This window comes from Tannerella forsythia 92A2 (assembly GCF_000238215.1).
Lineage (GTDB): Bacteria > Bacteroidota > Bacteroidia > Bacteroidales > Tannerellaceae > Tannerella > Tannerella forsythia.
In genome coordinates this window covers 3,102,531-3,121,169 of sequence record NC_016610.1, presented here as the reverse complement: position 1 = coordinate 3,121,169, position 18,639 = coordinate 3,102,531, and the positions used below count along the sequence as shown (strand labels likewise).

At 45.0% G+C, this 18,639-nt stretch carries 17 protein-coding genes and 1 pseudogene; 15 read left to right on the top strand and 3 right to left on the bottom strand.

The window, feature by feature from the left end; translation table 11 throughout:
• Positions 1–38 precede the first annotated feature (38 nt).
• Positions 39–1,777 (bottom strand): annotated as a pseudogene (locus BFO_RS16490) (DNA polymerase III subunit gamma/tau).
• A gap of 142 nt (positions 1,778–1,919) precedes the next feature.
• Between BFO_RS16490 and BFO_RS12700 the strand changes: the two are divergent.
• From BFO_RS12700 to BFO_RS12630, 15 genes are all read left to right on the top strand, one after another.
• Positions 1,920–2,222, top strand: coding sequence for an FtsB family cell division protein (locus BFO_RS12700; protein ID WP_014226181.1), 303 nt, complete (start codon positions 1,920–1,922; stop codon positions 2,220–2,222).
• The gene (locus BFO_RS12695; RefSeq protein WP_014226180.1) at positions 2,222–2,548 is read left to right on the top strand and encodes a hypothetical protein; all 327 of its coding nucleotides are present in this window, start codon (positions 2,222–2,224) and stop codon (positions 2,546–2,548) included. The genes BFO_RS12700 and BFO_RS12695 overlap by 1 nt, the downstream gene beginning before the upstream one ends.
• 135 nt (positions 2,549–2,683) lie before the next feature.
• Positions 2,684–3,427 (top strand): hypothetical protein, encoded by a 744-nt coding sequence (locus BFO_RS12690; protein WP_244262919.1) that lies wholly within the window; start codon positions 2,684–2,686, stop codon positions 3,425–3,427.
• Between the two features lie 28 nt (positions 3,428–3,455).
• Complete coding sequence (locus BFO_RS12685; RefSeq protein WP_244262918.1) at positions 3,456–4,232, top strand: hypothetical protein; 777 nt, start codon at positions 3,456–3,458, stop codon at positions 4,230–4,232.
• 143 nt (positions 4,233–4,375) lie between these two features.
• On the top strand, positions 4,376–5,107 hold the full coding sequence (locus BFO_RS12680) for a hypothetical protein (RefSeq protein WP_041590940.1): 732 nt from the start codon (positions 4,376–4,378) through the stop codon (positions 5,105–5,107).
• A 332-nt stretch (positions 5,108–5,439) separates the two neighbouring features.
• The gene (locus tag BFO_RS16275; protein WP_244262917.1) at positions 5,440–5,847 is read left to right on the top strand and encodes a hypothetical protein; all 408 of its coding nucleotides are present in this window, start codon (positions 5,440–5,442) and stop codon (positions 5,845–5,847) included.
• A 40-nt stretch (positions 5,848–5,887) separates the two neighbouring features.
• The gene (locus tag BFO_RS12670) at positions 5,888–6,631 is read left to right on the top strand and encodes a hypothetical protein (protein WP_231964473.1); all 744 of its coding nucleotides are present in this window, start codon (positions 5,888–5,890) and stop codon (positions 6,629–6,631) included.
• Between the two features lie 28 nt (positions 6,632–6,659).
• Complete coding sequence (locus tag BFO_RS12665) at positions 6,660–7,439, top strand: hypothetical protein (RefSeq protein ID WP_236684403.1); 780 nt, start codon at positions 6,660–6,662, stop codon at positions 7,437–7,439.
• 40 nt (positions 7,440–7,479) lie between these two features.
• Positions 7,480–8,223 carry a hypothetical protein gene (locus BFO_RS12660; RefSeq protein WP_244262916.1) on the top strand — a complete coding sequence of 248 codons (744 nt, stop codon included), beginning with the start codon at positions 7,480–7,482 and terminating at the stop codon, positions 8,221–8,223.
• A gap of 16 nt (positions 8,224–8,239) precedes the next feature.
• Positions 8,240–9,025: a hypothetical protein gene (locus BFO_RS12655; RefSeq protein ID WP_080561826.1), complete on the top strand. Its 786-nt coding sequence runs from the start codon at positions 8,240–8,242 to the stop codon at positions 9,023–9,025.
• A gap of 17 nt (positions 9,026–9,042) precedes the next feature.
• The gene (locus BFO_RS12650) at positions 9,043–10,626 is read left to right on the top strand and encodes an O-antigen ligase family protein (RefSeq protein ID WP_014226170.1); all 1,584 of its coding nucleotides are present in this window, start codon (positions 9,043–9,045) and stop codon (positions 10,624–10,626) included.
• Positions 10,627–10,671: 45 nt separating this feature from the next.
• Complete coding sequence (gene dnaG, locus BFO_RS12645; RefSeq protein ID WP_014226169.1) at positions 10,672–12,768, top strand: DNA primase; 2,097 nt, start codon at positions 10,672–10,674, stop codon at positions 12,766–12,768.
• Positions 12,769–12,773: 5 nt separating this feature from the next.
• Positions 12,774–13,697, top strand: a complete 924-nt coding sequence (locus BFO_RS12640) for an ABC transporter ATP-binding protein (RefSeq protein ID WP_014226168.1) — start codon at positions 12,774–12,776, stop codon at positions 13,695–13,697.
• Positions 13,694–14,980, top strand: coding sequence for an ABC transporter permease (locus BFO_RS12635; protein WP_014226167.1), 1,287 nt, complete (start codon positions 13,694–13,696; stop codon positions 14,978–14,980). Before BFO_RS12640 ends, BFO_RS12635 begins: the two co-directional genes overlap by 4 nt.
• Before the next feature lie 58 nt (positions 14,981–15,038).
• Entirely contained in the window at positions 15,039–16,319 is a 1,281-nt protein-coding gene (locus tag BFO_RS12630; protein WP_014226166.1) for an O-acetylhomoserine aminocarboxypropyltransferase/cysteine synthase family protein, read from the top strand.
• A gap of 296 nt (positions 16,320–16,615) precedes the next feature.
• Here BFO_RS12630 and BFO_RS12625 read toward each other — a convergent pair whose 3' ends face one another.
• Both BFO_RS12625 and BFO_RS12620 read right to left on the bottom strand, forming a co-directional pair.
• Positions 16,616–17,209 (bottom strand): YqgE/AlgH family protein, encoded by a 594-nt coding sequence (locus BFO_RS12625; RefSeq protein ID WP_014226165.1) that lies wholly within the window; start codon positions 17,207–17,209, stop codon positions 16,616–16,618.
• A gap of 115 nt (positions 17,210–17,324) precedes the next feature.
• The gene (locus tag BFO_RS12620; protein WP_014226164.1) at positions 17,325–18,638 is read right to left on the bottom strand and encodes an aminotransferase class I/II-fold pyridoxal phosphate-dependent enzyme; all 1,314 of its coding nucleotides are present in this window, start codon (positions 18,636–18,638) and stop codon (positions 17,325–17,327) included.
• Position 18,639: the final 1 nt, after the last annotated feature.

The window sequence follows — 18,639 nt, the reverse complement described above, 5'->3', positions numbered from 1 at the left end:
AGGCAAGCGTTCCGGAAACGGAAGAGAGTGGAACGCCGTCAGTCAAACATCAAATTAAATTCGTCTTTTAACTTCGACAGCAGCGGATTGATTTCGTTCAGCAGCTCGAACTTTTCTGCCGACGTATAGGCCAGCCTCTTTTCGTTCGCTTCGTCGATGCGTATCTTTAATTGAATCTTTCCGTTCTTCAACTGCGTGCGGAGTGCTTGCAGGATAGAGGCATTATGATTGAGCAGCTCTTCCTGCTGTCCGGGGTTGTGTACGACGACCTCGAACAGAAACTCCTCTTTCAGTACGGGCTGACAGTTGATCATCGTATTTTTCAGATGTACTTTCTTCTCTATCGTTGCGGCAAACGCATTCCAGCAGCCAATCAGCTCCTCTTCGGTGAACGGATTCGTTTCCTGCAAAGCCTCTCCGGCATGATGCGTAACCTGTGTTTTTTGGGTGGTCTCCAAAAGACCGGTCAGAGACGTGTTCGTAGGACGTCGGTTAATCGGTTTCCGCGGCGTTTGGGTTGCGCTTGGCGTACTCGTTGCGGCGAGCGTCGGCGTCTGTGTGGCAGGCGGTATGGAGGGGCTTGCGCTACGATGCGTATCGGATGCGGGCAAACCTTCAACCGCCCGAAGCAGTCGCAGCCTCAGTCGCTTTTTTTTTTAGCCTCGGCGATCGTAGCAGGGCCGGCTTCCTGGAGTTGACACAGCTGAACGAACGTCAGCTCGAGCAAGAGTCGCTTGTTCCGGCTCTCGCGATAATGCAGATCGCATTCATTGGCCAACTCAATAGCCTGATACAGCAGCCAGTCGGGACACTGCCGGGCTGTTTCGCGGTATCGGTCGCGGATCGATGCGCCGATTTCAAAAAGCACGATCGTGCTTTCATCTTTGCAGACCAACAGATCGCGGAAGTGCGAGGCCAGCCCCGTGATGATATGCTGTCCGTCGAACCCTTTCTCTATAATCTCGTTCAGGATGAGCAGGCTTGTCCGTATGTCTCCTTCCAGAACAGTGTCCGTAATGCGGAAATAATATTCGTAGTCCAGCACATTGAGGTTTTCGATCACGGCCTTGTAGGTAACGTTTCCGCCCGTGTAGCTGACTACCTGATCGAAGATAGACAAAGCGTCGCGCATCCCCCCGTCGGCTTTTTGTGCGATGACGTTCAGCGCTTCGGGTTCGGCCTTCACCCCTTCCTCGCCGGCTACATATTGCAGATGTTCTACGGCGTCGACGACCGAGATGCGTGAGAAATCGTATACCTGACAGCGTGACAGAATGGTTGGCAGAATTTTATGCTTCTCCGTCGTAGCCAGAATAAAGATCGCATAATGAGGCGGCTCTTCGAGTGTTTTGAGAAAAGCGTTGAAAGCGGCCTGACTGAGCATGTGTACTTCGTCGATGATATAGACCTTGTATTTCCCCACTTGCGGCGGGATACGTACCTGCTCGATCAGCGAGCGAATGTCATCGACTGAATTGTTCGATGCCGCGTCCAGCTCATGGATATTCAACGACCGTTGCTCGTTAAACGACCGGCACGACTCGCACGCATTGCATGCCTCGCCCGCGGGCGTCAGATTCATGCAGTTGATTGTCTTGGCAAAGATACGCGCGCACGATGTCTTTCCCACCCCGCGAGGGCCGCAGAACAGATAAGCATGTGCCAACTTATTGCTCAGGATAGCATTCCGCAGCGTAGTGGTCAGAGATTTTTGCCCGACCACGCTGTTGAACGTCGACGGACGGTATTTTCTGGCTGAAACGATATAATTTTCCATTTTCTTGTGTTGCCGGACAGCGATGGGGCGAGTATGTATGCACACCCCCTGACGGTGTTTTGTATCTGCCGTGAAATCCGGTTTGTTTTCTTGCAAAGGTATGGAATATTTTTCATACTTTTGCACAAACTTCTCAACAGATATGTCCGAAAAAGAAAATTTCTATACGAAATATCTCTCCAAGTTGAATCTCTACGTGGTCGTGATCGCCGTATTCATGATCATTACGTTTGTGGTGGGCGACAGCAACCTCTATGTACGCTATACGTACGATGATAAAATCCGCAGCCTTGAACGTGAGATTAAGCATTACCGGAAAGAAATCGAGACGAATCGCCGGAAGCTCGAAGACCTGCATACGAGCAAGGAGGGATTGGAACGGTATGCTCGCGAAGAGTTTTACATGAAACGGGAAAACGAAGATATTTTTATTATCCAAGACTGATGGATTTACGCATACGCACATGGATTTATATGTTTTCGGGGGCGCTCGTGCTCGTCGGGGCATTGCTGTATATCACTCAATGGAGGTATGCCCCCTGGCTCTTCGCGGTGGGAGCGGCCGGCGTATCGGTCAGTTACTTGACCGCGCCACGGAACGAAACGGATTTTCGCTTGCGACGGTTGCACCGGCTGAATATGTTTGCCGGAATCGCGATGATCGTCGCGTCGGTGTTTATGTTCAAACAGCGTATGGAGTGGGTGCCTTGCCTTTTGATTGCCGCGCTGATTCAACTGTATACCTCTTTCGTCGCGAAAGACCGGAAATAAGTAACCCGTTTTTAGCAATCTTTGCCAAAGCATCCAAAACAATCGAATATTCTCAAAAAAAGAGGAAGTGCATTTGGATTATAAAAAATCATATAACTTTATGGAAATTATCAATCCATAAAAATATAAGAACAAATGAAATCCGTTAGAAAATCGAACTTATTTACAACATCCCTTATTATGTTGTTTTTCTTCGGTCTGATCGGGTTTTGGGGATGTGAAAAAGGAGAATTGTTTGGGAAAGATTATTCCGAACACCTTGATTTGGGAACTTTTGAGTTGTCCAAAATGTCGGAAAAAGACATGAATATTATGAGTCAGGCACTCCAACGATTGGATATTGACATGAAGGAAGGGCTTTATCATGTAAAACAAACTTCCGGAGCAGAAGTTAATATTTCGGAAGAATTGTTTAATTATTTGGTGGCAGGTTTTGAGCATACGAATACAATCTTCAAGCCCAAATCTGTAGATACTTCTATCGTGAGATTAAAATACGGTTTTATGGAAGGAGATGGGGAACCACAGGATTCCACCTATTGTGTGGCTCATGCATTGGCCGGAATGGGCGGAGTCTCTTTTGGGAGAGCAAGAGCATATATAGACAGCCTTTATGGATCGAACGGAGTGCCGGCGTATGCGATGGATTCCGTAATATCGCATTTTTATCCGAACGCAAGGCGATATGACTCTCCTATACCGGGAAGACCTGTGAATAATACATTGATATGGTTCCATACCTCCGACAGTACCGGACATGCGGTTAATGGATGGCGTTTCGACCCAAGTGGTAATTATCTCTTTTATATAGATAAGCAGAATAATAATGATATAAATTTTATTGAGGTAAAGAGAGTATCTTCAATATATTACCCATAATATAATATATAAAGCCATGAATAATTACATGAAGATGATATTTTTTGCACTTTTTTGTCTCTCCATAAACCTCTCTGCCCAAGAGAACGATTGGTATGAGAGAAATCTCTCGGCTTATACCGAATTTTTGAAGACAGGGTTCGGTATCGAGGTCAAAGCTCCGGATGGTTTTATGGATCTTAATCAGTATTATGTTTTATGGGCGGCTCGTTTTCATCGTTCAGGAGGAACCGGCAGTATCTATGGTCCGATGTTTATGTCTCCTGAGGAAGACTGTATAATAACGTATTCGGCACACCCAATGTATTTCACTAAAGAAGATATCGAAAGAGCTAAAATATGTTTTTTGATGGAGCGGGTAGGGAACAGAGATACGACTACTTCCGAGCCTAAGTTCGAAGATAATAACAGCATGTATCCTCGTGCTCAAATTACGGCAGAACTGCGAAATGCCTTGGGATTGTTTATAAGTCCTGTCAGTCGGAATGATGACACGACCCGGATTAATTTCGATGACTACGTGACGATCATTTCGGGCAAGCGTGCACGCGATATGTTTAATGCCGATTCCGTTTATCTCTATGATCTACCTCACGCCGATTCCGTTTATTTCTTTGATGAGTCATTGGAAAAGATGCGGAAGGGAAAATATCCGTATTGTTCGGGTATGTTTATTTATAAAAGGGATCGTGCAACGATGGATGTCAAGTTTTTCTTTACGGAAGAAGGAAAGAAGAAGCAAAACGAGTATATCCGGTTGATGGGCAAACATATCTGGTATGACGAACGTTTTAAGCAAGAATAAATGTTCAATAATTCATTTTACCAATCTTCGCCCCAAAGCATCCAAAACAATCGAATATTCTCAAAAAAAGAGGAAGTGCATTTGGATTATAAAAAATCATATAACTTTGTGGAAATTACCAATCCATAAAAATATAAGAACAAATGAAATCCGTTAGAAAATCGAACTTATTTACAACATCCCTTATTATGTTGTTTTTCTTCGGCCTGATTGGGTTTTGGGGATGTGAAAAAGGAGAATTGTTTGGGAAAGATTATTCCGAACACCTTGATTTGGGAACTTTTGAGTTGTCCAAAATGTCGGAAAAAGACATGAATATTATGAGTCAGGCACTCCAACGATTGGATATTGACATGAAGGAAGGGCTTTATCATGTAAAACAAATTTCCGGAGCAGAAGTCAACATTTCGGAAGAATTGTTTAATTATTTGGTGGCAAGTTTTGAGCATACGAATACAATCTTCAAGCCCAAATCTGTAGATACTTCTATCGTGAGATTAAAATACGGTTTTATGGAAGGAGATGGGGAACCACAGGATTCCACCTATTGTGTGGCGTATGCGCTTGCCGGAATGGGTGGAGTCTCTTTTGGGAGAGCAAGAGCATATATAGACAGTCTTTACGGATCGAACGGAGTGCCGGCGTATGCGATTGATTCCGTTGTTCGCCATTTTTATCCGAATGCGAAAAACACTCTTAATGGTGGATACATGAATAATGCTTTTATTTATTTTCAAACCTCGGATAGTACAGGTCATGCAGTTAATGGATATTGGCATGATAATAATACTGGATATATATATTATAAGGATAATCAGACAGGAAATGATGGAGTAATCCATCGTGATAGTTTGATAAAATTATATTACCCTTAATTTTAGTTATATATTGTATGAGGCTGTATGTTTTTATATTAATCATTGTTGTTTCTTCAAATCTGTTCTCTCAGGAAAACCTTGTATATGAAAAGAACTTTTCTGCCTATCAAGGTTATTTTACGGAAAAATTTGGAATAATCTGTACGATTCCTAAAGCATTTGAAGATTTGAACCAATATTATGTAATGTGGAAAGTCCGAAATGAGCCGTCAAAACATACCGGAAGCATGTATGGCCCTATTTTTCTTTCAACGGGTAAAGAATGTATAATAGCATATCCTGCTCTATTATCATATTTTTCAGTAGAATCCAAGGATAATATAAAACGAATGAAACTTCCTTTTTATCCTCGTAGTCAGATTTTAAATGAAATTAGAACTTCGCTTGGCTTATTTAATAGTCCTTTTAATCTGTTAAATAAGGATGCAGTCAGAATTAATTTCGATGACTACGTGACGATTATAGCGGGTAAGCACGCGCGCGATATGTTTAATGCCGATTCCGTTTATCTCTATGATCTACCTCACGCCGATTCCGTTTATTTCTTTGACGAATCACTGGAAAAGATGCGGAAGGGAAAATATCCGTATTGTTCAGGCATGTTTATCTATAAGAGAAATCGGGCAACGATGAATGTCAAGTTTTTTTATACGGAAGAAGGAAAGAAGAAGCAAGACGAGTATATCCGGTTGATGAGCAAACATATCTGGTATGACGAACGTTTTAAGCACAAATAAATGTTCAGGAAATTATCAATCAATAAAAATATAAAAACAAATGAAATCAGTTAGAAAATCGAACTTATTTACAACATCCCTTATTATGTTGTTTTTCTTCAGCCTGATTGGGTTTTGGGGATGTGAAAAAGGAGAATTGTTTGGGAAAGATTATTCCGAACACCTTGATTTGGGAACTTTTGAGTTGTCCAAAATGTCGGAAAAAGACATGACTATTATGAGTCAGGCACTCCAACGATTGGATATTGACATGAAGGAAGGGCTTTATCATGTAAAACAAACTTCCGGAGCAGAAGTCAACATTTCGGAAGAATTGTTTAATTATTTGGTGGCAGGTTTTGAGCATACGAATACAATCCTCAAGCCCAAATCTGTAGATACTTCTATCGTGAGATTAAAATACGGTTTTATGGAAGGAGATGGGGAACCACAGGATTCCACCTACTGTGTGGCGTATGCGCTTGCCGGAATGGGTGGAGTCTCTTTTGGGAGAGCAAGAGCATATATAGACAGTATTTACGGAGCAAATGGAGTGCCGGCGTATGCGATGGATTCCGTAATATCGCATTTTTATCCGAATGCAAGGCGATATGATTCTCCGATACCGGGAAGACCTGTGAATAATACATTGATATGGTTTCATACATCCGACAGTACCGGACATGCGGTCAACGGATGGCATTATGATTCAAACAGTGGTTACATATTGTATAAAGATTCTCAAAATGGAGACTATATATACCCTATTAAAGCCGATAGTATATCTTCAATATATTACCCATAATAAATTATGTAAAGCCATGAATAATTACATGAAGATGATATTTTTTGCACTTTTTTGTCTCTCCATAAACCTCTCTGCCCAAGAGAACGATTGGTATGAGAGAGATATCTCAGCTTATACCGAATTTTTGAAGACAAGGTTCGGTATTGAGGTCAAAGCTCCGGATGGTTTTACTGATCTTAATCAGTATTATGTGATGTGGACAGCGAAAAAAATTAAGAAATATTGTGCTGCTGGTAATATTTATGGCCCGATGTTTATGTCTCCGGAGGAAGACTGTATAATAATGTATTCAGCACGTCCGATGTATTCCTCTAAGGAGGATATCGAAAGAACTAAAATATGTGTTTTGATGGAGCGGGCAGGGAACAGAGATACGACTACTTCCGAACCTAAGATAGGAAATAACAGCACATTTCCTCGCAGTCAGATCACAGGAGAATTACGAGGGGCTTTGGGATTATATCTCGGATTTTTTTATCCGTTTAATGATGACACGACCCGGATTAATTTCGATGACTACGTGACGATTATAGCGGGTAAGCACGCACGCGATATGTTTAATGCCGATTCCGTTTATCTCTATGATTTACCTCACGCCGATTCCGTTTATTTCTTTGACGAATCACTGGAAAAGATGCGGAAGGGAAAATATCCGTATTGTTCGGGTATGTTTACTTATAAAAGGGATCGTGCAACGATGGATGTCAAGTTTTTCTTTACGGAAGAAGGAAAGAAGAAGCAAGACGAGTATATCCGGTTGATGGGCAAACATATCTGGTATGACGAACGTTTTAAGCACGAATAAATGTTCAGGAAATTATCAATCAATAAAAATATAAAAACAAATGAAATCAGTTAGAAAATCGAACTTATTTACAACATCCCTTATTATGTTGTTTTTCTTCAGCCTGATTGGGTTTTGGGGATGTGAAAAAGGAGAATTGTTTGGGAAAGATTATTCCGAACACCTTGATTTGGGAACTTTTGAGTTGTCCAAAATGTCGGAAAAAGACATGACTATTATGAGTCAGGCACTCCAACGATTGGATATTGACATGAAGGAAGGGCTTTATCATGTAAAACAAACTTCCGGAGCAGAAGTCAACATTTCGGAAGAATTGTTTAATTATTTGGTGGCAGGTTTTGAGCATACGAATACAATCCTCAAGCCCAAATCTGTAGATACTTCTATCGTGAGGTTAAAATATGGTTTTATGGAAGGAGACTGGCTATACGGTGATTCTACCTACTGTGTGGCGTATGCGCTTGCCGGAATGGGTGGAGTCTCTTTTGGGAGAGCAAGAGCATATATAGACAGTATTTACGGAGCAAATGGAGTGCCGGCGTATGCGATGGATTCCGTAATATCGCATTTTTATCCGAATGCAAGGCGATATGATTCTCCGATACCGGGAAGACCTGTGAATAATACATTGATATGGTTTCATACATCCGACAGTACCGGGCATGCAGTCAACGGATATTCATATGATACAACAGGTCGTTATATTATTTACATAGATGGACAGAATAAAAACAAACCAAACTTTATTGAAGTTGATAGTATATCTTCAATATATTACCCATAATATAATATATAAAGCCATGAATAATTACATGAAGATGATATTTTGTGCATTTTTTTTCTCCATGAATCTATCTGCCCAAGTAACGAATTGGTATGAGAAAAATCTTTCGGCTTATACCGAATTTTTGAAGAAAGGGTTCGGTATTGAGACCAAAACTCCGGATGGTTTTACTGATCTTAATCAGTATTATGTCGGATGGATGGCTCATTATAATCGTTCAGGAGGAAGTGGTAATATTTATGGTCCGATGTTTATGTCTCCGGAGAAAGACTGTATAATAATGTATTTGGCACGTCCGATGTATTCCTCTAAGGAAGATATCGAAAGAGCTAAAATATGTTTTTTGATGGAGCGGGTAGGGAACAGAGATACGACAACTTCCGAACCTAAGTTCGAAGATAATAACAGCATGTATCCTCGCGCTCAAATTATGGCAGAACTGCGAAACGCCTTGGGATTGTTTATAAGTCCTGTCAGTCGGAATGATGACACGACCCGGGTTGATTTCGATGACTACGTGACGATCATTTCGGGCAAGCGTGCACGCGATATGTTTAATGCCGATTCCGTTTATCTCTATGATTTACCTCATGCCGATTCCGTTTATTTTACGGAAGAATCATTGGAAAAGATGCGGAAGGGAAAATATCCGTATTGTTCAAGCATGTTTATCTATAAGAGAAATCGTGCAACGATGGATGTCAAGTTTTTCTTTACGGAAGAAGGAAAGAAGAAGCAAGACGAGTATATCCGGTTGATGGGCAAACATATCTGGTATGACGAACGTTTTAAGCAGGAGTAAATACTGAGGTCTCTAATATGAAAGCCAAAGCAGGAATATTGTTTATTTTTCTCGGAAGTGTATTTCTCACTTCCGAGAAATTTGTCGATACCCTAGGATCCATCAAATTCTATTTTACAGTGTTGACTGTGTTGACCGGAATCTTTTTTCTTTTTTTTCAAAGTTCCGGCATAAAGTCCGGAATACGAAAGATGTTTTCTGTCAATGTGATAAAAGGATTATATCTTATAGGTCTCATACAGGCTGTTTACGGCATTTTGCAATACATCGAAATATATCCATCTCATCACAAAGCGTTTGCCGTTACGGGAAGTTTTGAAAACCCTGCTGGATTTGCTGCGATATTGTCGTTGCTTTTCCCGATAGGAATATATTGGTGTATCCGGTCCAAACGATGGGAACAGCGTATCGTGTTTTTTTCTGCAGGACTGATTTTCTTTTCAATGATTCTGACAGGTTCTCGAACGGGATTGTTGGCTGCTGTTATTTCTCTTGTTCTCATTCTCTGTTTGGAATATCAGGTGTTTGCCAAAATTCGCATCGGATGGTATTTTTATGTCACAATGACCGTTGCTGTTCTATTTCTTACGATAGGTGTTTTCTTTTTATATCAATGGAAGCAAGATTCTGTTAATGGAAGGCTGCTTGTTTGGAAAGTATCCGCTGAAATGATAAAGGACAAACCTGTATTTGGTTTCGGCCACAAAGGGTTTCAGGCAAATTATATGGACTATCAGTCTCGATATTTTGAACGAAATCCGCAATCAAAACTCGGACAATTAGCAGATAATGTGAAGCACCCTTTCAATGAATTTATTAAAATCACTGTAGATTATGGGATTGTCGGATTGTTGTCTATTTTGTTGTTGCTGATTTTCATCTTTCTAAAGTTATATAATAAAGTACATTCGTTAAAACCTGTCTTATTGGGGAGTTATATCTCATTTATTATCTTATGTTGCTTTTCCTACCCTTTGCAGTATGTGTCGGTATGGATATTACTCGGATATTTTATTCTGTCGTTATTTTGTGAACAACTACCTGATAAAAGGCTTTCTCCGTTAATATATTTCCCGATTATGGCTGGATGTTTGTGGCTTTTTGCTTTTTTTTTCAAAAGAATGAATCATGAGATGGAATGGAAGAATATTGCTGTAAAATCTTTGCAGGGACAAACTCGACAAATGCTACGAAATTATGGAGAACTTTATCAGGATATGAAATGGAACGAATACTTTCTGTATAATTATGGAGCTGAACTTCATTTTGCCGGACAATATAGGCAAAGCATGGCTGTATTTCACGAATGTCAGAAAAAGTACAATGATTATGATTTGCAAATGTTATTGGCTGATAATCATTATCATCTTGGAGATACGGTAAAAGCTCTTCAAATCTATCAGTATGCGGGAAATATGATTCCATGCAGATTTTTACCTCTGTATCACCGGATGGAGATTTATAAAGAGAATAGAAACACAAGTAAGGCTATGGAAATGGCGCAAAAAATAGTTCAAAAGCCGATAAAAATGAGATCGGCAACTGTCAATTTCATTATCGAAAAGGCTCGAGAATATCTCAATGAGCAAGAAATAAAATGAATCCAATAATTTTTTTACCTTTGTTTCCGAAAAAAAAGAAGGCGGGTGATTGATGCGATAACACGGGAGCGGATTTTGGAAGCGGCAAACATTGTGGATGTTGTGTCGGAGTTTGTCACGCTGCGCAAGCGCGGGGTGAACTTCGTCGGTCTGTGTCCGTTTCATACCGATAAAACGCCTTCGTTCTATGTTTCGCCGGCCAAGAATATTTGCAAATGCTTTGCGTGCGGCGAGGGCGGATCGCCTGTCTATTTCATCATGAAGCATGAGCAACTGAGCTATCAGGATGCGTTGCGTTTTCTGGCCAGAAAGTATCATATCGAGGTGCGGGAACGTGAGTTGACCGACGAGGAAAAGCGTTCGCAGAGCGACCGTGAGAGCATGTTTGTCCTCAACAGTTGGGCGCAGAAACATTTTACTTCGCGGCTGCTCGACCATGAAGAGGGACGTGTTGCAGGACTGTCTTATTTTGTACAGCGCGGGTTTCGCGACGAGACGATCCGCAAGTTTCAACTCGGATACAGCCTCGAGAAGCGCGACGACCTCTATCAGTCGGCCATCGGCAAAGGCTATCGCAGGGAATACCTTGAGAAAACCGGCCTTGTTACGTTTTACGACGATGGGGGCGGGAGCGACCGGTTTCGCGGACGCGTGATCTTTCCTATTCATACGCTTAGCGGCAAGGTGGTAGGATTCGGCGGGCGTGTTCTTGATCAGACAAAGAAGACGGCCAAGTATCTCAACTCGCCCGAGAGTGAGATTTATCATAAGAGTAACGAACTGTACGGCCTGTATTTTGCGAAGCAGGCGATTGCAAAGGCCGACAAATGTTTCCTTGTCGAAGGATATACCGACGTGATCTCCATGCATCAGTCGGGCATCGAGAATGTCGTCGCCTCGTCGGGGACGGCGCTCACGCAACGCCAGATTCATCTGATTCACCGGATGACGAACAACATCACGGTGCTTTACGACGGCGACGCGGCCGGTATCAAGGCCGCCATTCGAGGGATCGACCTGCTGCTCGAAGAGGGTATGAACGTGAAAGTGTTGCTGCTGCCCGACGGCGAGGACCCGGATTCGTTCGCGCGTTCGCGCAATGCGTTTGAATTTTCGGTGTATATTCAGGAGCATGAGACGGATTTTATCCGCTTCAAGACGCAACTGCTGCTCGATGAGGCGGGGAATGATCCGCTTAAACGCGCATCCCTGATCTCGGATATCTTGCATTCCATCGCGGTGATACCGGATAATATCATCCGTTCCGTTTACCTCAAAGAGTGTAGCCATCTGTTGGAGATCAAAGAGCCGGTGCTGCTGGCCGAACTGAATAAAATACGCGCCCAGCGACGGCGCGCGCCGTCGCTTTATCGTGCGCCGTCTCCGCCGCCGTCCGTCGATCCGTCATCGGCTCGTTCCGCCTCATCGGAAGGGGAAGAGCCGCCGTCGCCCGCGCCTGCTTCGGAGGGCGAGCATGCCCCGGAAACGGATTCCGTAAAGCAGTCCGTTGCGCCGACGCCACAAAAACGCACGCCTCCTGCGCCTTACCAAGCCATCGAGGAGGCGCTGCTCCGCTACGTCGTCTCGCAAGGCGAGTTGGTGCTGTATGATTATACGGATGAGGCGAGTGGCGAGCGCGTCGTCATCCGTGTAGCCGAATACATCAGCGAAGAATTGCAGAAAGATCACCTTGTTTTTTCTACGCCTCTCTTTTGCAGGATGCTTGAAGAGGCGGTCGATCAGTGTCGTTATCCCGGATTTAAGGCGGAGAGCTATTTCTCGTCTCACCCCGATCCGGCTGTTTCGTATGTGGCTACGAATCTTGCGGGCAGCATCTATCAGATCGGTTTCGGGAACGAAACGCCTGAAGAAACGGCAACGGAACCGACCGAAGAAGAACGCGAAGAAATGAACCGTCGGCAGATGAAAATGCGAGAGAGAGCGATCGTGCGCGACCTGTTTGCACTCAAAGGCGCTCACCTGTTACAGCAGATTGCGGGCATCAATAAAAAAATCAAGGAATTGCAGGCCGAAGGACGTATCGACGAAGCGATCGAGCAGATGAAGGAACAAAAACGGCTGAACGAGATCAAGCTGGCGCTGAGCAAAGAATTGGGAGAACGAATCATACTGAAAATGTAGTTTATATGTATTTTATAGAAGCGGAACATATTGTGAAACAGTATGCGAATCATCGTGCGCTCGACGATGTCAGCATCCGGGTGCCGGAGGGGAAGATCTTCGGGTTGTTAGGTCCGAACGGCGCCGGTAAAACAACGCTGATCCGGATCATTAACCGTATCACTGCCCCGGATAGCGGGCTGGTGCGTTTCGACGGAAGGCCTTCGACATACGAGGATATCTATCGGATCGGGTACTTGCCCGAAGAACGCGGACTGTATAAGAAAATGAAGGTGGGCGAGCAGGCCGTTTATTTTGCCCGTCTCAAAGGGTTGAGCAGCCGCGACGCGAACAGGCGACTGACCGCATGGTTCGAGAAATTCGACATCATGCCGTGGTGGAACCGTAAACTCGAAGAGCTCTCGAAAGGGATGCAGCAGAAGGTGCAGTTTATCATCACGGTCGTGCACGAACCGGCCTTGCTGATCTTCGACGAGCCGTTCAGCGGTTTTGACCCCGTCAATGCCGAACGGCTGAAGCAGGAGATGCTGCAACTGAAAGAGGAGGGGAGGACGCTGATTTTCTCGACGCATAACATGCCGTCGGTCGAAGAGATATGCGACGAGATTGCGCTGATCGACCGCTCGCATGTCGTCCTCTCGGGTGATATTCACGAAGTGCGCGAGCGTTTCAAGGAGAATATTTTCCGCATAGCCGTTGCCGGCGGGCGGCCCCTCGCGTCTGTACCGGGATTATTCACCGTGCTTTCCGAAAAGATCATGCACGGACATACCGAGGTGCACCTCCGGAAGGCCGAAGGCGTCGGTAACTCATCGCTGCTGGCTGCCTTGGCGCAACAGCATGACATACATTCGTTCAACGAGGTGCTGCCGTCGATGAATGATATTTTTATCCGTACCGTCACACAACACACATCGCAACCGTCATGAATAGCATAGGATTAATTATCAAACGGGAATACATTCGTCGGGTCAGAAAAAAATCGTTCGTCCTGCTGACGCTTCTGACCCCGTTACTGATGATCGCACTGATTTTCGTACCGCTCTGGCTGTCGTCCATCAAGAGCAGCGAGATATTTCATGTGTCTGTCATCGACGATACGGGCAAATATGTGTCGTTGTTCAAAGAGATCGACAATTACCGCTTTTTCGACGGAAAAGTATCTGCACCGGCATCGTCGCCGGAGATGAAGGAGGTGTTTGCTACGCTCACGATTACCGACGATCTGTTGGAACATCCTCAGGCGGCCGCTCTTTATTCGCACAAGCAGATACCCGAATCTTTGTCGCGCATCGTGAATGAAACGTTGCGCAAACAAATCGAGAGCGATAAAATCGCGTCGTATCAAATACCGGGGCTGGAAGAAATCATTCGCGAGAGTCAGATACGGTTTCAGGTGCAAACCATCAAACTGAGTGACGACGGCCGCGAGAGCCAGTCGTCTGTTTCGTTGGCTTATGCCATCGGCATCCTTTTCACAATAACGGTCTATACATTTATTATTATGTACGGTTCGATGGTGCTGCAGGGCGTTTCGGAAGAAAAGACGAACCGCATCGTGGAGATCATGGTATCGTCCGTCCGTCCGTTCGATCTTATGATGGGTAAAATCATCGGTATCGGTCTTGTCGGACTGACCCAACTTTTTCTCTGGACGATTCTTACAATAGTCGGTGTCACGTTGATCGGCCTCTTCTTCGGTGCAGGAGCCGACGCCGCCGCGGCGATGCAGCAGGGAGGCACGGCTGCTGCCGGCGAGATGGGCGAGTGGATGGCTAAACTGCAATCGTTCAACTTCACCGAAATCTTGCTTTTCTTTGTCATATATTTCTTCGGAGGGTATCTGCTGTATGCCTCGCTCTTTGCGGCCATCGGTTCCGTAATTGATCATCCCGAAGATTCTCAGCAGTTCATGACACCTGTCATCATGATCCTTGCCTTTGCTTTGTATGCCGGTATTTACAGCATCGAGAACCCCGACGGCCCGCTGGCTTTCTGGTGCTCCATGATCCCGTTCACATCGCCGGTGGTTATGATGATGCGCATCCCTTATGAAACGCCACTCTGGCAAATGCTGCTTTCTGTTTCTTTGCTGTTTGCCTCCGCCATCGGTCTGACGTGGTTCTCGGCCAAGATCTATCGTATCGGTATTCTGATGTACGGCAAGAAACCGAACCTGAAAGAAATTATTCGATGGATATCGTTTAAATAGTCTGATGTATCTGAATTTTCTATCTTTGCCCCTCGAATAACAAACAATCAAAGTAAAGATGAAGAAACAAAAACAAGGTACGGTCTGTGTGCAGGGAGGCTGGCAGCCTAAAAACGGCGAACCTCGTGTATTGCCGATCTATCAAAGTACGACATTCAAATATGAAACGAGTGATGAGATGGGCAAACTGTTCGATCTCGAGGCTTCCGGATTTTTTTATACCCGTCTGCAAAATCCGACGAACGAAAGTGTAGCTGACAAAATCGCTTCGCTTGAAGGCGGTATGGCCGCCATGCTTACTTCGTCCGGACAGGCGGCAGTGTTTTATGCGCTGTTCAATATCTGTGAAACGGGCGGCCATCTTATTTGTACCTCCAAGATTTACGGGGGAACATTCAACCTGCTCGGCGTGACAATGAAAAAGATGGGGGTCGATGTGACATTTATCGATCAGGAGACGACGGACGAAGAGATTGAAAAAGCGTTCCGTCCGAATACGAAAGCCGTTTTTGGCGAGACGCTGGCTAACCCGGCCGGAGCGGTGCTCGACATCGAGCGATTTGCACGTATGGCACATAGCCACGGAGTGCCGTTGGTTGTCGATAATACGCTCGCCACACCCATCAGCTGCCGCCCTATCGAATGGGGAGCGGATATCGTCGTCCACTCGACAACGAAATATATGGACGGTCATGCAACAGCTGTCGGGGGGGCCATCATCGACAGTGGAAATTTCGACTGGAGCGCTCACAAAGACCAATTTCCCGGCCTGACCACGCCCGATCCTTCGTATCACGGCATTGTTTATACGGAAAAATTCGGAAAAACAGCTTACCTCGTCAAAGCAACGGTACAGCTGATGCGCGACTTCGGATCAACCGCTTCGCCGATGAATGCTTTCCTGCTGAATATTGGCCTCGAAACGCTTCACTTGCGTATACCTCGCCATTGCTCGAACGCACAAGCCGTAGCCGAATACCTCGCCGGACATCCGAAAGTGGCATGGGTGAATTACTGCGGACTGCCCGAAAATAAATATCATACGCTGGCTCGCAAATATCTGCCCGAAGGATCATGCGGGATGCTTACGTTGGGTCTCAAGGGTGGACGTGATCATGCAATCCGTTTCATGGATGCTCTTCGGCTCGTATCCATCGTAACCCATGTAGCCGATGTGCGTTCGTGCGTGCTGCATCCTGCCAGCCATACGCATCGTCAGCTTAGCGACGAGCAGTTGGTTGCCGCAGGGGTAGCTCCCGATCTGATACGTTTCTCGGTCGGAATCGAAGATATCGACGATATCCTCGCCGATGTGCAACAAGCACTGGAAAAGGCATAGGTTCTCTGCTTCGGGAATGTGAAATAAATCGGACTTTCAGCCCTTGTAAGCCCCTCGTTCGTTTAGTTGTTGATTGGTTTAGTTGTTGATTTGTTTAGTTGTTGATTTGTTGGCTGAACGCTAAGGGCTGACTAACTCTTCTAAGCCTTGAAAGGGTGTGTTCATTCAGCCCAATGCGAAGCGTTGGAAGAAAAAAAATCACTCCCCCCTCACAGGGCTGTAAGCCTGACGTAATAATTGTTAATGGTTTATTGTTATCGTAGTACACGCCGAACCGCGTATCGCGTAATTTGCCATCAATTCATCTCCGGGTTTTTGGGGTAGTTGATCCACGTTTCATACGGGCGACCGAGAAGTTCGACGGAACGCGTCCAGAACGAATCGTCATGCGCAAGCATCAGGCTGCGGTCGGATGAATGGCTGACTAACCATGAATCGCGTACAATTTCACCGTCTAATTGGTTTTTAGTCCAACCGGAGTAACCTAAAAAGAATTTTATACGCTCGTTGAAAGGGTTACCACTAAGCATGTAACGCTTTAACGCCTCGAAATCGCCGTCAAAATATAGATTCTCTTCGATCTTCACGCTGTCCGGAATAACCGGGCCGAGCGAATGGATAAAAAATAATCGATTCGAACTGACAGGCCCGCCAAGATAAATAGGAAGAATCGGAAACTTTTTCAGCTCCGGAAAAAAATCATTTACAATCAGGCCGGTCGGTTTATTTACCACGAATCCCATCGAACCGTTGTGATCGTGTTCGACTAGTAAGACTACGGAACGCTGGAAATAAGCGTCCTGCAAGAACGGCTCGGAAATCAGAATTTTTCCTTTTTCCGGTCGCAAGTCGTTATGCTTGATTTTGAAGATGTCTTTATATTGAGCCATTGTTACAATTACGAATAATCCTCAATTTCGGTGGGCAATATAAGATGTATTTTTAAGAAGAACAAGAAAAAAAGAGACTTTTTGTTGTTAAAAAAGAATAACAGATTGCGTGTTGTTACGCCGTATGATTTTCATCGAATATTTTTAACCGTTCTTCAAGTAACTCATATTGATGTGGCTTGATAAAAGAGGTACATGCCCGTAATCCTTCCTGCCGACTTCCCGTAGTTGCGAGCGAAATAGCGCTGATACCGTAACAAATGAACTCTTCCATCAGTTGACTTCCGGTCATGCCCGGATAACCGATCGTAAAATAGAATCCATCGGCGACAGGCTCGTCCAGATCATGATCGTACACGATTTTGAAACCGTAACGGGTGAAAATCCGTTTAAGTTTGGCAGCCCGTCGTCCGTACTCTTTGACTTCGTTGACAAAGTTGAACGTGCCGTCCGATGCGGCTTTCAACATTGCGGCGAGCGCGTATTGCGCCGAGTGGCTGGTTCCCGAAGAAAGCGCGTAGAGCACGCGATGGATATAGACCGTTCCGAATGTCCCGCTCCCGTACCGTTGGGTCAGTCCCTCGTAAGCCCGATGATACAGTTTGTCGGAGATTGCCGCTACTCCAATGCGCTGTCCTGCGTAACTGAACGCTTTCGATCCGGAGATTTGCAGGATGTAATGGTCGGTATAGTGAGCGACACTGGGCTGGAAAGGCGGTTGGAACGGTGTGCCGAGGTCTTTGCGGAAATCCATGGCAAAATAGGCAAGGTCTTCGATGACAATCACATCGTATTTCGTTGCTATTTGGCCGATCGTATTCAGTTCGTTATCCGTCAGACAGAACCATGCCGGGTTGTTCGGGTTCGAATAGACGAGAGCTGCAATATTTCCTTGCGACAAGTATTTTTCCAATATTTCCGCGAGTTTCTCTCCCCGATGTTCGTAAACATCGAATGAGGCATACCGATAGCCCATGACTGCGATCTGCTGTTTTTGAACGGGGAAGCCCGGATCGATGAACAGGATCGTGTCTTTTGCAGGGTTGCACTGTCCGCACGTAAGGAAAGAGGCGAACGTGCCCTGCATGGAGCCGGTCACCGGTACGCATCCTTCGGGAGAGAGATCGATATCGATAAAAGCTTTGATAAAGCGAGAGGCTTCCTCTTTGAGCGCTTTCAGTCCGTTGATATCGGGGTAGATAGCGGCAATGCCTTTTTGTAAGGCTTCGATTTCGGCGTCTGTGCCGACTTGTGCCGGCCGTAATCCCGGAACACCCATCTCCATGTGAATAAATTCGATGCCGGTTTCCTGCTCCAGTTGGTTGGAGATGGCTACCACTTCACGGATGGTCGCCTTACCGAAATCCTGTAATTGATAACGGTCAATCACACGTTGTGCGGTATCGTAGTTTATCGGTGTATTTTTCATG